This window comes from Lentzea sp. NPDC020367, from assembly GCF_044387305.1.
GTDB lineage: Bacteria > Actinomycetota > Actinomycetes > Mycobacteriales > Pseudonocardiaceae > Lentzea.
The window spans coordinates 190,305-203,283 of record NZ_JBIRVV010000007.1 but is presented as its reverse complement, the minus strand read 5'-3'; the positions used below and the strand labels follow the sequence as shown (position 1 = coordinate 203,283).

The following is a 12,979-nucleotide window of genomic DNA, read 5'->3' as shown; positions in this document are numbered from 1 at the left end:
TATCGCGGCACACGCGGTAATCGGGTTGACCTTCCAGCGGGTGGAAGGTGCAGGTTGGCGGCATGGACGAAGAGATGGGCCGCTACACGATCGGAGAGCTGGCTCGCCGCACGGGGCTGCCGGCGCGCACGATCCGGTTCTGGTCCGACAGCGGAGTGGTACCGCCTTTGGAACGGAACTCCGGTGGCTACCGCGTCTACGGTGCCGACGCGGTCGGCCGCCTGCGCCTGGTCCGGACGCTTCGCGAGCTGGGTCTAGGCCTGGAGGCGGTGCGGAGGGTGGTCGACCGGCAGTCCACGCTGGCCGAGGTCGCCGCGGCCCACGTCGAGGCCCTGGACGCCCAGATCCGGGTGTTGCGGCTGAACCGCGCGGTCCTCCATCACGCCGTCTGCCGCGAGAACAAGACTGAAGGACTGTCCCTGATGCACGAACTCGCCCGGCTGTCGGCTCAGGAACGGCAGGAGCTCATCGACGGCTTCGTCGACAAGATCTTCGCCGGCGTCGAGGACGCGGACGTGCTGGTCATCGCGGGCTTCATGCGGGAGATGCCCCCACAACTGCCAGACGACCCCACCTCGGCGCAGGTCGACGCCTGGGTGGAGTTGGCCGAACTCGTCTCCGACGCCGACTTCCAGCGCGCCATGCGGCAGATGGTGTTGCACGGCGGAGGCGGCGACCGCATCGACTTCGGCCTCAACGTCCGGCCCCTGGTTCTCGAGCACGCGGGCCCGGCCGCCGAGAAGAAGATCGCACCGGAGTCCGGCGCCGGCCGCGCGATCCTCGACCGCGTCGTTCCCACCGACCTCGCCGGCACGGAGTCACAGGCACTGCTCGAATGGCTGGATCTGGTGGCCGAGCCTCGCGTCGAACGCTACTGGGAACTGCTGGGCCTGATCGGCGATCGTCCGCCAGGACCGCGCAGCGTGCCCGCGTTCGCCTGGCTCGCCGCCGCCCTGCGCGCACACCGATAGCCGCGATATATGGGATATCGCGAGCTGGAGTAGTGGACGTCGACGCGGGTCAGGCTAGTTCGCGGGCCCTGTTCTCCAGGGCGCGCAATCCGAGTTCGGCGCCGCGTCGCGCGGCCAGTTCGGCGGCCGACCGCGAATCGGCGTCGCGGTCGAGGTCCCGCAGCACCACGGCGAGGTCGATCAGCGCGCGGACCTCGCCCGACGCGTAGCCGATCCGCCGGGCCGTCGCGAGAGCCTGTTCGAACAGGCCGGCGGCGGCGTCGAGGTCGGCCAGGGCGCGGCGGATCTCGCCGAGCGTGATCCGGGCCGTGGTCGCCACCTGCTGGTCGCCGCCGTCCGCGACCAGGGACAGGGCGCGCGAGGCCAGGGACAGGGCCGCCTCGGCGTTGCCGGAGGCGAGTTCCAGGGCGGCGAGGTTCTCCAGGGTCTCGGCCTCGCCGGCGGGGACGTTGCCGATCTCCAGGGCGCGGTCGAGGTGGGCGCGGGCCTCGTCGAGGCGTCCCTGCAGGCGCAAAGCCATGCCCAGGTAGGTGTGGCTGTCCGCGTTCGGTGCCAGCACCAGTGCCTGCGAGAAGTGTTCGACGGCGCCGTCGATCTCGCCGAGTTCCACGGCGAGCTGGCCGAGGTTGTACAGGCCGGTGCTGACGCTGTCCGCCGGCGCCGAGCGCAGCATCTCCAGGCAGCGGAGCAGGGCGTCCTTCGCGGCGGCCAGGTCGCCGGAACGCCGGTGCACGAGGCTGAGGTTGTTCAGCACGCTCGCCTCGGCGTCCTTGTCGCCCAGCGCCCGGTACAGCTCGATCGCGTGGTCGTGGTGCTCGACGGAGCGCGCGTACTCGCCCAGCCGCAGGTAGAGGGTGCCGAGGTTCGCGTGCATCGCGGCCTCAGCCGGGCGGTGCCCGGACTTCCGCGCGGCCTGCAGGCCGTGGTGCGCCGTCGCGAGCCATTCGCCGACGTGCTGACCGATCCACAGGTAGCCGCGCAGCGCGTCGGCGAGCTGCCAGGCCATCTCCGCGGGGCCGTGCTCGGCCGCGTGCCGGATGGCGGCGATCAGGTTTGAGCGTTCCGCGTCGAGCCACGTCAGCGCCTCGGCGGAGGTGGAGATCCGCGGCGCCGGCCCCGAGGCCGACGACGGCAGCCGCACGATTCCGGGGTAGAGCAGTTCGGCACAGCGTTCGACGCCACGCAGGTAGTGGTTGAGCAACGCCGCCCACGACGCCTGCTGCTCGGACGGGCTGTCCGACTCCTCGCGCAACGAGGCCGCGTAGCGGACCAGCTCGTCGTGGAACCGGTAACGACCAGGCGCCACCCGCACGACCAGACGCGCGATCGCCAGCACCGTCAGCAGGCCCTCGGCGTCCACGTCGGCCAGCGCGGACGCGGCCTCCGCGGTGAAGTCCGGTCCCGGCACCAGCGACAGCAGCCGGAACAACCGCTGCGGCGCGGGAGGCAGCGCGGCGTAGGCGAGTTCGATCGGCGAACCGGAGATCGTCACGTCGTCCCGCCCGGCCAGGTACGCCGCAGCCACCCGCAACGCCAGCGGCAGGTGCCCGCACCGCGACGCCAGCTCCGCGTGGTCACCGGGCCCGAGCAGCTTCGTCAGCAACGACGCGGACTCCGCGGCCTCGAAGACGTCCACCGGCACAGTCCGCGCGCCGTTCATCGCGATCAGCCCGCGCAGGTCGTCCCGCGACGTCACGATCACCCGGCACGACGCCGTCCCCGGCAGCAGCGGCCGCACCTGGTCGGGCGCGGAGGCGTTGTCCAGCAGCAGCAACATCCGCCGGCCCGACAGCAACGACCGCAGCATCGTGCTCTGCTCGTCCGCGTCCGGCGGGATCTCGTCCGGCGGCACGCCCAGCGCCCGCAGGAACCGCGACAGCACGTCCATCCCGTCCGCCGGCGCCCCCAGCGCATAGCCGCGCAGGTCGACGTAGAGCTGCCCGTCCGGGAACCGGTCCCGCAGCAGATGCGCCACGCGCACCGCCAGCGTCGTCTTGCCCACCCCCGGCGGCCCGGCCAGCGTCACGATCGGCACCGACCCGCCCGTGATCAGCCCGGAGATCCGCTCCACGTGCCGGGACCGCCCGGTGAAGTCCGCGATGTCGTCCGGCAGGCGCATGGGTGACGCCGGCGCGCGTTCCGGTTCCCGCGCCACCACCGGCGCAGCCAGCTCTCGCGCCCCCATCAGGATCGCCTGGTGCAACGCCCGCAGCTCGGCCGACGGGTCGATGCCCAGCTGGTCGTCCAAGGTCCGGTCGAGCTGCCGGAACGCCTCCAGCGCCTCCGCCTGCCTGCTGCAGCGGTACAGCGCGAGCATCAGCTGCGCCCAGAACCGTTCCCGCAACGGGTGGTCCCGCGTCAGCGTGAACAGCTCCGGCACCAGGTCCGCGTGGTTGCCCAGCGCGAGCTCCACGTCGATCCGCTGCTCGTGCACCGTCATCAGCAGCTCGGTCAGCCGCGGCGCGTGCTCCGCGTACAGCGTCTCCGAAGGCACGTCCGACAGCACCGGCCCGCGCCACAGTTCCAGCGCCTCGGCAAACGCTTTCCGCGCCGTGACCAGGTCCTCCGACGAGACGGCCGTCCGTCCGCGAGCCGCCGCGTCCGCGAACCGATGCGCGTCCACGGCCAGCGGGTCCACGAGCATCCGATAGCCGTCGGGGGCCGTCTGGATCAACGAGGGATCGCCCAACGCCGCCCGCAGCCGCATCACGTACGTCTGCAATGTCCCACGCGTGCGCGCGGGCGGTGTGTCCCCCCACACGTGCTCGACGAGTTCCGTCACGGGAACCACGCGGTTCGGCCGCAACAGCAACGCCGCCAGCAACGCTCTGTGCTTGCCCGCTCGCAGTACGACAGCGGAGCCGGCCAGGCGTACTTCCATCGGGCCGAGCAGCCGGAACTGCGGACCCGAAGCCATTGCCAACCCCTCGTGCGCGCCAGATGATCCCCGTCTGACTCACAGCCTATTAGCGCGCTGTCGCCAAGTGACATCGGCGCGTCAGCGATACGTCAGCGCCGTACGGCAATCTTCTTCATGTCCCGGTCGGGGGGCCGGGGCAACACACTTCTCGGGTTCCGCGGAAAGTTCGCGGATCACGATCGCTGGGGGTCGAAAGGCCCAGGAGCACTCTCTCAGCTCCTGGGCCTTTCGCGCATTTGACCTGCGGTTACTTCGCGTAGATGGCGTCGATGTCGGACGAGTAGGTCGTCGCCACGACAGAGCGCTTCAGCTTCAGCGACGGCGTCATCTCGCCGCCCGCCTCCGTGAAGTCCACCGGCAGCACCCGGAACTTGCGGATCGCCTCGGCCTTGGACACCGACTTGTTCGCCTCGTCCACCACGGCCTGGATCTCGGCCAGCAGGTCCGCGTCCTCGATCAGGTCGGGCACCTCGGCCGAGCTCGGCTTGCCGTGCGACTCCTTCCACGACGGGAAGAACTCCGGGTCGATCGTGATCAGCGCGCCGATGAACGGCTGCTTGTCGCCGACGACCATGCACTGCGAGATCAGCGGGTGCGCCCGGATCCGGTCCTCGAGCTGCGCGGGGGAGACGTTCTTGCCACCGGCGGTGACGATGATCTCCTTCTTGCGGCCCGTGATCTTCAGGAACCCGTCGTTGTCGAGCTCGCCGATGTCACCTGTGTGGAACCAGCCGTCCTCCAAGGCCTCCTTGGTGGCGGCCTCGTTGTTCCAGTAGCCGGTGAACACGATGTCGCCCTTGATGAGGATCTCGCCGTCCTCGGCGATCTTCACCGACGTGCCGGGCACCGGCAGGCCGACCGTGCCGACCTTCTCCTGGCCGCGGAACGTCACGCACGCCGCCGCCGACGTCTCGGTCAGGCCGTAGCCCTCGTAGACCGGGATGCCCGCGCCGCGGAAGAAGTGCGACAGCCGGTCGCCCAGCGGAGCGCCACCGGAGACCGCCGCGATCGCGCGACCACCCAGGGCACCGCGCAGCTTCGCGAACACCAGCTTGTCGAACACCGCGTGCTTGATCCGCAGCCCGAGTCCAGGACCGCCGTTGTCCAAGGCGCTCGAGTATGCGACGGACGTCGCCTCGGCGGCGTCGAAGATCTTGCCCTTGCCGCCGGCGTGCGCCTTCTGCTTCGCGCCGTTGTAGACCTTCTCGAACACGCGCGGCACCGCGACGACGAACGTCGGGCGGAACTGGCCGAGGTCCTCGACGAGGTTCTTCACGTCCGCCGTGTGGCCCACGGTCGCCCGCGAGTACACGCACGCCAGCGCCAGGGCACGCGCCAGGATGTGCGCGAGCGGCAGGAACAGCAGCAGCGAGTTGCCGGCCGTGAGGATCTCCGGGAACCGCGACAGCGCCGACCGCACCTCGGACAGCAGGTTGCGGTGCGTCAGCGTGCAGCCCTTGGGGCGGCCGGTGGTGCCGGAGGTGTAGACCAGCGTCGCCGTCTGGTCCGCCTGCACCTGCCCGCGACGCTCGTGCACCTGCTCGTCGGTGATCTCGGCGCCCAGCGCGGTCAGCTCGTCGACCGCAGCCGCCGCACCGTCGATCTGCCACACGTGGCGCAGCTCGGGCAGCGTGCCGACGACGTCGTCGACCATCGCGCGGTGCGAGGGCGCCTCGACGAACACCGCCTTCGCGCCGGAGTCGGACAGGATCCACTCGATCTGGTCCGCCGACGACGTCTCGTAGATCGGCACCACGACGCCGCCCGCCGCCCAGATGGCGAAGTCGAGCAACGACCACTCGTAGCGCGTCTTGGAGACCAAACCGACCCGGTCGCCGAGCTCGAGACCGGCTGCTACCAGGCCCTTCGCGACGGCCATGACCTGCGCGGCGAAGTCACGCGCGGTGATGTCGACCCAGGTGCCGTCGACCTGCCTGCGGAAGCTGACGGCGTTGCCGAAGCGCTCCGCGTTGGCCCACACCATGTCGGTGAGGTTTTCCTCCGGAGCCACAGCGGCGGTGGCGGGGACGCTGAACTCGCGCACGTCAACCTCCGTACGGTGAAATGTTACTGGTGGGGAAACTTAGCGTGTGATTCCGGCGATACAAAGGTTGGTACGCCCTTCCGTTACCTTTTGTCCTCATGGCCAGCGTGGACGTCGTCGACGAGACATTCCTCGCGGTACCACCCAGCGTGGTCGCCGCAGCCTTCGCCACGGCCTCGTCGTGGCGGGCCTTCTGGCCTGATCTCGAACTGGACGTCTACGCCGACCGTGGCGAAGAGGGGCTGCGCTGGACCGTGGGCGGCGCACTCGTCGGCACGATGGAGGTCTGGCTCGAACCTATGCTCGACGGCACCGTGTTGCACTACTTCCTCCGCGCTGATTCTCCCGCCGGTTCGCTCACACCCCGCAACGCCCGTCGCGAAGTGCAACGCCGTCAGCTCGACGCGAAATCCGTCGCACTGGGGCTCAAGCTGACTCTGGAGGACGGTCGTCCGGCCGGCTGCCCGCCGGCAGGGTGATCTTGCTTGACGTGCGTCTCACAGAACACCCCCATGCGGCGTCAACTAAGTTGGAACCGTGCGGGTTCACGTGGTCTCGGATGTGCACGGCAACGCTGAGGCGCTGGCGCGTGCCGGCGACGGGGCTGACGCTCTCGTCGTGCTCGGCGACCTGATCGACTTCGTCGACTACTACGACCACTCCAAGGGGATCCTCGGCCGCGTCTTCGGCGCGGAGAAGGTCGGGATCTTCGCCGAACTGAGACGCGGCACCAGGCGCGCGGACACGGCGAGCTACATCCGATCGCTGTGGGACGGTCTCGCCGACGCCCGTTCCGTCGTGGAAGAAGCGGTGCTGGAGCAGTACCACGCGTTGTTCAGCGCCATGTCCGCGCCGACGTACGCGACACCGGGCAATGTGGACAGTCCGCACCTGTGGCCGCAGTTCGCCCGTGACGGCGTGCACGTGCTCGACGGCGAGGCCGCGGAGATCGGCGGGCTGAGGTTCGGCTTCGCGGGCGGCGGCCTGATGGTGCCGGGACTGGTCCGCAACCCCAACGCGCCGTGGTTCCCGTACCTGCGCACGGAGGAGGACATGGCGGCCGCCCTGGAGCGGATCGGCCAGGTCGACGTGCTGTGCACGCACATACCGCCGCTCGTGCCGGAGCTGACCTACGACGTCGTCGCGCGCCGTCCCGAATGGGGATCGAGGGCCGCGCTGGACAAGATCGTGCGCGAGCGTCCGCGCTGGTCGGTGTTCGGGCACGTGCACCAGCCGTTGGCCAGGCGCGTGCGCGTCGGCTACACCGAGTGCGTCAACGTCGGGCACTTCCAGCGCAGCGGCAAGCCTCACGTCCTCAACTGGTAAAGACGCGAGTAACCTCCTCACACATGGCCGACGAGTCCACTCAGTCCATCGTCATCGACGCTCCGCCTGAGAAGATCATGGCGATCATCGCGGACTTCCCGTCGTACCCGGACTGGGCGAACGGGATGAAGGAAGTCGAGGTCCTCGACTCCCGCGACGACGGCCGTGCCGAGCAGGTGCGGTTCGCGATCGACCAGGGTCCCGTGAAGGACGAGTACACCCTGAAGTACGACTGGGCCGCCGACGGTCTGTCGGTGAAGTGGCAGCTCGTCAAGGGCACCATGCAGAAGGCGCAGCAGGGCAGCTACGTGCTGGCGCCGTCCGGTACCGGGACCAAGGTCACCTACACGCTGTCGGTGCAGCTGGTGATCCCGATGATCGGGCTGTTCCGCCGCAAGGCCGAGAAGCTGATCCTCGACACCGCGCTCAAGGAACTCAAGAAGCGCGCGGAGAAGGCGGCTTGAGCCGGGTCCTGCTCTTCACCGGCAAGGGCGGGGTCGGCAAGACGACGCTGTCGGCCGCGACGGCCGCCTCACTGGCCGCGCACGGCCGCAAGGCGCTCGTGGTCTCCACCGATCCCGCGCACTCGCTGGGGGACGCGCTCGACGTGCGTCTCGGTGCCGAACCGTCCGAAGTGGACGGATCGGATGGCTTGTTCGCCTGCCAGATCGATCCTCGCGGCCTCGTCGACGAGGCCTGGGGTGATCTGCGCGGGCACCTGCGGACCGTGCTGGCGGGCGCCGGTGTCGACGAGCTCGACGCCGAGGAACTGACCGTGCTTCCCGGTGTCGAGGAACTCCTCGCGCTGGCGGAGGTGCGGCGGCTCGCGTCGTCCGGGCCGTGGGAGGTCGTGGTCGTCGACTGCGGGCCGACCGCGGAGACGTTGCGGCTGCTGTCGCTGCCCGAGGCGTTCGCCGGCTATCTCGAGCGGCTCTTCCCGACGCACCGGCGCGTGGTGCGCGGGCTGCTCGCGGGCGTCGCCGGCACCGGGACCGTCGAGAAGTGGGACGCGACGGCCGACGCGCTGAGCCGGCTCGCCGAGCGGCTGGACGCGTTGCGCTCGATGCTCACGGACTCGTCGTCGTGCTCGGTGCGGCTGGTGCTGACGCCCGAACGCGTCGTCGCCGCCGAGACCCGCCGCACGCTGACCGCGTTGGCGTTGCAGGGAATCCGGGTCGACAGCGTGATCGCGAACCGGTTGGTGCCCTCGCCGGGTGCCGCGCGCGGTGCCGCCGCCTCGTGGCTGCGCACGCGTCGCCACGAGCAGGACGCCGTGCTGACCGAACTGACCGGGATCGGTGAGATCCGCACGGTCGACCACCGCGCGTCGGAGCCCGTGGGCGTGCCGGCACTGCTGGAGGTCGCCGAGCAGCTCTACGGCGACTCGGACCCGTTGCCGGGCGCTGCGGTTTCTGCGTCGTTGCTGGAGGTGTCGGGCAGCGGTCGCGGGCTCGACGCCCGCTATTCGTTGCGGATCGCTTTGCCGCTGGCCGACGACACGGAGCTGGACCTCGCGCGCGTGAGCGACGACCTGGCGCTGACCGTCGACGGCCGGCGTCGGCTCGTGGCGCTGCCGTCGTTGCTGAGGCGCTGCATCGTCACCGGTGCGGAGATGGACTCGGGTGGCGTGACGGTGGGGTTCCGCCCGGACCCTTCCCTCTGGCGCTGATCAGGAGCTTGTAGATGACTCAGGACAACACCGGCAAGCTCGCCGAGGAGCTGCGGCTGCTCATCGACACGGCCGCCGAGCGCATGCAGCCGTGGTTGCAGCGCGTCTCCGAGGCCGGCGACGGCTCGCACACGCCCGAGACGTGCGGCTGGTGTCCGTTGTGCAACGGCGTCGCACTGCTGCGCGGCGACCGTTCCGAACTGGCCGCCAAGGCCGCCGAACACGCGGCCGGCCTGGTAGCGGTGCTGCGGGCCGCCCTGCGCGAGCCCGGCACCCCGCCTCCCGCGGAGCACTCCGAGGAGCCCGCGCCGGAGGCCGGACAGCGCGTGCAGCACATCAAGGTCGTCAGGAAGACCGACTAGTGCTCACGGTCGGAGTGGACATCGGTGGCACCAGCGTGCGCGCGGGCGTCGTGGACCCGCGCGGCTCGGTGCTGGACACCTCCCGCGCGCCCACCCCGGCGGGCGAACGCGCTCTCGAAGACGCGATCGTCGCCGCCGTGGAGGAGGTGGCGGACCGCCACGCCGTGAGCGCCGTCGGACTGGCCGTGGCGGGCTTCATCGCCTCAGACCGCCGCACGGTCCGTTTCGCGCCCCACCTGGCGTGGCGGCAGGCCGACGTGGCCGACCGCATGAGCGACCGCCTGGGCATGCCGGTCGTGCTGGAACACGACGCGAACGCCGCCGCCCTCGCCGAACACCGCTTCGGCGCCGCCCGAGGCGCCAAGACCGCCGTCCTCGTCGCCATCGGCACGGGCATCGGCGCCGCGCTGCTGCTCAACGGCGAGGTCTTCCGCGGCGCGTACGGCGTCGCCCCCGAACTGGGCCACCTGCGCGTCGTCCCGGACGGTCGCCCCTGCCCGTGCGGCAAGAACGGCTGCTGGGAGCGCTACTGCAGCGGCACGGCCCTGAGCGCCACGGCCGTGGAACTGCTCGCGAAACACCCCGGCGTCTCCACCGTCCTGGCCCGCGAGGCCGCCGGCGACTCCCGCGCGGTGACCGGCCGCCGGGTGGCAGGCGCGGCCCGCGACGGCGACCCGCTGGCCAAACGCGCGATGGCCGACCTGGCCCGCTGGCTCGGCGAGGGCCTGGCACTCGTCGCCGACGTCTACGACCCCGAGGTGATCGTCATCGGGGGAGGCGTGTCGACGTCGGCGCCTCTGTTCCTCGACGACGCCCGCGAGCGCTACTCCGCCGTGGTGACGGGAGCGGGCCACCGGCCGCTGGCCCGGATCCGCACCGCCCAGCTCGGCGACGACGCCGGCATCGTGGGCGCGGCGACCCTGGCCCGCGAGATGGCCGCCCAGATGACCTCCCAGACGCCCTCACGGGCAGGGAAGAACCACTCGCGCCGCTCCTGACCCCCACCCGGCACGCCCTCCCTCTCCGCGCTGATATACCGCCATCACGCCGATATATCAGTCTTGCGACGGCGCTGACCTGCCGCTTAGCAATGACTCTTTGGACTTCGTCCGCAAATGACCCATTGCAAAGGGTGCGAGGAGGTGTTCGGTGTCGCGTGCTCGGGTACCTGGCCGGGGTCGGCGAAGCGGACGTCAGGAGGCTCCGATGACGAAGCATCCGTACGAGCCGGGGGACCAGGTCGAGTGGTCGAGTCACGGCTCGCAGACTCACGGCGAGGTCGTGGAGGAGATCACCGGCGAGACGCGGGCCGCCGGGCGCAAGGTGGCGGCTTCGGAGGAGGAGCCGCAGTACCGGGTGCGCAGCGCCAAGAGCGGCAAGGACGCGGTGCACAAGCCGGACGCGCTGCGGAAGAGGGAGTGAGGGTTCGCGGCGAGCGTGTCGGGGTTGTTCACCCGCCGCGAACACCTGGCTCGAACGACCGGCCGAAGCGGCCGGACCCAGATCTAGCGGCCGAGCAGGCGCAGGATGCGCGGGCGGCGGCGCTTGGCGCGCTCCGCGTCCTTCTTGCTCAGGGTCGCCATGGCGCGGGCCATCATCAGGTGCTGCATCTGGTCCATGGGCGACACGGTAAGCACGACCGAATCGTTATCTGAAGGTTTGAGTGGCTGTTATCACGTCGTTACCAAGCAAGACGTGACGTGTCACACCTGGGCGCCGTCGTCCCAGCCCGAGTCGGGCGGAGGGGTGTTGCGCATGCGCAGGATCAGCCAGCCGACCCCCGCGCACAGCGCCACCAGGGACAGCGGCGTGCCGATGCGCGCCTGCAGTCCGAAGATGCCGGGCGCGACCAGCAGGAGGATGCCCAGCACGAACAGTCCGAGGGCCGCGAACGTGGAGGCGCGCAGCACCGGGAACGGCGGCGGCTCCGGCGGGACGTAGTGGTCCTCGTCGGCCGGATCGCGGCCTTCGGGCTCGTCAACGGGGTCCGGTGCCGGTTCGTCGGCCACGACGGTGCGTGGTTCCGGTTCTTGCGGGCCTGCCTCGTCGAGGTCGAGCCAGTCCTTGCCGACCCCGTCCCGTTCGAGACCCGCGACGATCTCGGCAAAGAGCTCGTCGACGTTCTCCGGTCCGTCGGTCGAGTCGCGCCGGGCGTTCATCCAGAGCCTCTCCCACGTGCCGCCACCCTCTGACCCCACATCGTTGCACGGGCGGGATGTGTTGCGGGTTACGGCAGTCGGCCTAGTCGCCTTCCCGGCCGCATCCCCGGGCGCGCTTCCCGGAACGCACTTCGGCGCGGCCGTGACGCACTAACTTGGGACTCGTTGTGTGAGGTGCGGTCGGCTCCGTAGGCTGATTGTCGGGATCAAGGTTTCGCGGGGTCTTAAGGGAGGCGCTTCCCAAGGTGCTGTACTGGTTGATGAAGCACGTCCTCCTGGGACCGATTCTGCGGCTGTTCTTCCAGCCGAAGATCATCGAGGGTGCCGAGAACATCCCCAAGGAAGGCGGAGCGATCCTGGCGAGCAACCACCTCGCCGTGTCGGACTCCTTCTTCCTGCCGCTGTTGCTGTCGCGGCGCATGACCTTCCCCGCCAAGATCGAGTACTTCACCGGCACGGGGATCAAGGGCAAGCTGCAGAAGTGGTTCTTCACCGGCGTCGGCCAGGTGCCGATCGACCGGTCCAGCGCGTCCGCCGCGCAGGGAGCGCTCGACACCGGCGTGCGGATCGTGCGCGAGGGCAAGCTGCTCGGCATCTACCCCGAGGGCACGCGGTCGCCGGACGCACGCCTCTACAAGGGCAAGGTCGGCGTCGCGTGGATCGCGCTGGAGTCCGGGGCGCCGGTCATTCCCGTCGCGATGTTCGGCACGGACAAGGCGAACCCCATCGGCTCCAAGATGTGGAAGCCCTACCCGATCCGCATCAAGATCGGTAAGCCGCTCGACTTCTCCCGCTACGAGGGGCTGTCCGGCGACAGGTTCGTGCTGCGCTCGATCACCGACGAGATCATGTACGCGTTGATGGAGCTCTCCGGTCAGGAGTACGTCGACGTCTACGCGGCGAAGGCCAAGGAGCAGACCGCCGACGTGCCGGAACAGGGCAAGAAGGGCGACCGGGTGCCCGAGAAGAAGGCGAGCTGAGCGCACCCCTAGGGTGTCGCGGTGCGGTTTTTCTACGACTGTGAGTTCATCGAGGACGGGCTGACGATCGACCTCGTGTCGATCGGTGTGGTCGACGAGGAAGGCCGCGAGTTCTACGCCGTGTCCACCGAGTTCGATCCCGATCGCGCGGGACCGTGGGTGCGGCAGAACGTTCTCAACCAGCTGCCCTCGCCCGCGGACAAGGCGTGGCGCGGCCGCGAACGCATCCGCGAGGACCTGCTCGACTTCCTCAACGCCCGCAACGCGGCGCGCGACGAGGTCGAGCTGTGGGCCTGGTTCGCCGCCTACGACCACGTGGCGCTCGCGCAGCTGTGGGGTGCGATGCCGGCGTTGCCGCGCGCGCTGCCCCGCTTCACACGTGACCTGCGGCAACGCTGGGACGACGTCGGCCGCCCCAAACTGCCGGCTCCTCCGGCGGACGCGCACGACGCCCTCGCCGACGCGCGGCACAACCTCGCGCGGTGGAAGGTGATCGAGGAGCAGCGGCGGAAAATCGGCTTTCCCGTCCGGTAAGTGAGACCCGCGTT

Annotated in this window: 14 protein-coding genes; 10 read left to right on the top strand and 4 right to left on the bottom strand. The window is 70.1% G+C overall.

All coding sequences use genetic code 11. The annotated features are described in order from the left end of the window. The first annotated feature begins 62 nt into the window (after positions 1 to 62). Complete coding sequence (locus ACH413_RS29155) at positions 63 to 971, top strand: MerR family transcriptional regulator (RefSeq protein WP_360043075.1); 909 nt, start codon at positions 63 to 65, stop codon at positions 969 to 971. Between the two features lie 49 nt (positions 972 to 1,020). Here ACH413_RS29155 and ACH413_RS29150 read toward each other — a convergent pair whose 3' ends face one another. Both ACH413_RS29150 and ACH413_RS29145 read right to left on the bottom strand, forming a co-directional pair. Further along, complete coding sequence (locus ACH413_RS29150) at positions 1,021 to 3,888, bottom strand: BTAD domain-containing putative transcriptional regulator (RefSeq protein WP_360043078.1); 2,868 nt, start codon at positions 3,886 to 3,888, stop codon at positions 1,021 to 1,023. 250 nt (positions 3,889 to 4,138) lie between these two features. Then, positions 4,139 to 5,935 (bottom strand): long-chain fatty acid--CoA ligase, encoded by a 1,797-nt coding sequence (locus tag ACH413_RS29145; protein WP_360043081.1) that lies wholly within the window; start codon positions 5,933 to 5,935, stop codon positions 4,139 to 4,141. Positions 5,936 to 6,033: 98 nt separating this feature from the next. Here ACH413_RS29145 and ACH413_RS29140 point away from each other — a divergent pair, with 98 nt between their 5' ends. The 7 genes from ACH413_RS29140 to ACH413_RS29110 all read left to right on the top strand — a co-directional run bounded on the left by ACH413_RS29140 (position 6,034) and on the right by ACH413_RS29110 (position 10,714). Beyond that, positions 6,034 to 6,414 (top strand): polyketide cyclase / dehydrase and lipid transport, encoded by a 381-nt coding sequence (locus ACH413_RS29140; RefSeq protein ID WP_360043084.1) that lies wholly within the window; start codon positions 6,034 to 6,036, stop codon positions 6,412 to 6,414. A gap of 58 nt (positions 6,415 to 6,472) precedes the next feature. After that, the gene (locus ACH413_RS29135; RefSeq protein ID WP_330270040.1) at positions 6,473 to 7,261 is read left to right on the top strand and encodes a metallophosphoesterase; all 789 of its coding nucleotides are present in this window, start codon (positions 6,473 to 6,475) and stop codon (positions 7,259 to 7,261) included. A 23-nt stretch (positions 7,262 to 7,284) separates the two neighbouring features. After that, complete coding sequence (locus ACH413_RS29130) at positions 7,285 to 7,725, top strand: SRPBCC family protein (RefSeq protein ID WP_093599897.1); 441 nt, start codon at positions 7,285 to 7,287, stop codon at positions 7,723 to 7,725. Beyond that, positions 7,722 to 8,930 carry an ArsA family ATPase gene (locus tag ACH413_RS29125; RefSeq protein WP_360043088.1) on the top strand — a complete coding sequence of 403 codons (1,209 nt, stop codon included), beginning with the start codon at positions 7,722 to 7,724 and terminating at the stop codon, positions 8,928 to 8,930. Before ACH413_RS29130 ends, ACH413_RS29125 begins: the two co-directional genes overlap by 4 nt. Before the next feature lie 14 nt (positions 8,931 to 8,944). Next, complete coding sequence (locus ACH413_RS29120; protein ID WP_360043091.1) at positions 8,945 to 9,292, top strand: hypothetical protein; 348 nt, start codon at positions 8,945 to 8,947, stop codon at positions 9,290 to 9,292. Next, positions 9,292 to 10,290, top strand: coding sequence for an ROK family glucokinase (locus ACH413_RS29115; RefSeq protein ID WP_360043093.1), 999 nt, complete (start codon positions 9,292 to 9,294; stop codon positions 10,288 to 10,290). The genes ACH413_RS29120 and ACH413_RS29115 overlap by 1 nt, the downstream gene beginning before the upstream one ends. Before the next feature lie 208 nt (positions 10,291 to 10,498). Further along, positions 10,499 to 10,714, top strand: coding sequence for a DUF2945 domain-containing protein (locus tag ACH413_RS29110; protein ID WP_360043096.1), 216 nt, complete (start codon positions 10,499 to 10,501; stop codon positions 10,712 to 10,714). A gap of 83 nt (positions 10,715 to 10,797) precedes the next feature. On the opposite strand, the gene ACH413_RS29105 is transcribed toward ACH413_RS29110, so the two are convergent. Together ACH413_RS29105 and ACH413_RS29100 are read right to left on the bottom strand one after the other, a co-directional pair. Next, entirely contained in the window at positions 10,798 to 10,929 is a 132-nt protein-coding gene (locus tag ACH413_RS29105) for a hypothetical protein (RefSeq protein ID WP_360043099.1), read from the bottom strand. Between the two features lie 66 nt (positions 10,930 to 10,995). Further along, positions 10,996 to 11,451: a hypothetical protein gene (locus tag ACH413_RS29100; RefSeq protein ID WP_360043102.1), complete on the bottom strand. Its 456-nt coding sequence runs from the start codon at positions 11,449 to 11,451 to the stop codon at positions 10,996 to 10,998. Between the two features lie 245 nt (positions 11,452 to 11,696). Here ACH413_RS29100 and ACH413_RS29095 point away from each other — a divergent pair, with 245 nt between their 5' ends. Continuing rightward, positions 11,697 to 12,431, top strand: a complete 735-nt coding sequence (locus ACH413_RS29095; RefSeq protein WP_360043105.1) for a lysophospholipid acyltransferase family protein — start codon at positions 11,697 to 11,699, stop codon at positions 12,429 to 12,431. A gap of 21 nt (positions 12,432 to 12,452) precedes the next feature. Next, positions 12,453 to 12,965, top strand: coding sequence for a polyadenylate-specific 3'-exoribonuclease AS (locus ACH413_RS29090; RefSeq protein ID WP_093599879.1), 513 nt, complete (start codon positions 12,453 to 12,455; stop codon positions 12,963 to 12,965). Positions 12,966 to 12,979 lie beyond the last annotated feature (14 nt).

Coding starts and splice junctions, on each gene's coding strand:
- ACH413_RS29155 (WP_360043075.1), top strand. CDS start 63: ATGGACGAAGAGATGGGCCGCTACACGATCGGAGAGCTGGCTCGCCGC.
- ACH413_RS29150 (WP_360043078.1), bottom strand. CDS start 3,888: ATGGCTTCGGGTCCGCAGTTCCGGCTGCTCGGCCCGATGGAAGTACGC.
- ACH413_RS29140 (WP_360043084.1), top strand. CDS start 6,034: ATGGCCAGCGTGGACGTCGTCGACGAGACATTCCTCGCGGTACCACCC.
- ACH413_RS29130 (WP_093599897.1), top strand. CDS start 7,285: ATGGCCGACGAGTCCACTCAGTCCATCGTCATCGACGCTCCGCCTGAG.
- ACH413_RS29120 (WP_360043091.1), top strand. CDS start 8,945: ATGACTCAGGACAACACCGGCAAGCTCGCCGAGGAGCTGCGGCTGCTC.
- ACH413_RS29110 (WP_360043096.1), top strand. CDS start 10,499: ATGACGAAGCATCCGTACGAGCCGGGGGACCAGGTCGAGTGGTCGAGT.
- ACH413_RS29100 (WP_360043102.1), bottom strand. CDS start 11,451: ATGAACGCCCGGCGCGACTCGACCGACGGACCGGAGAACGTCGACGAG.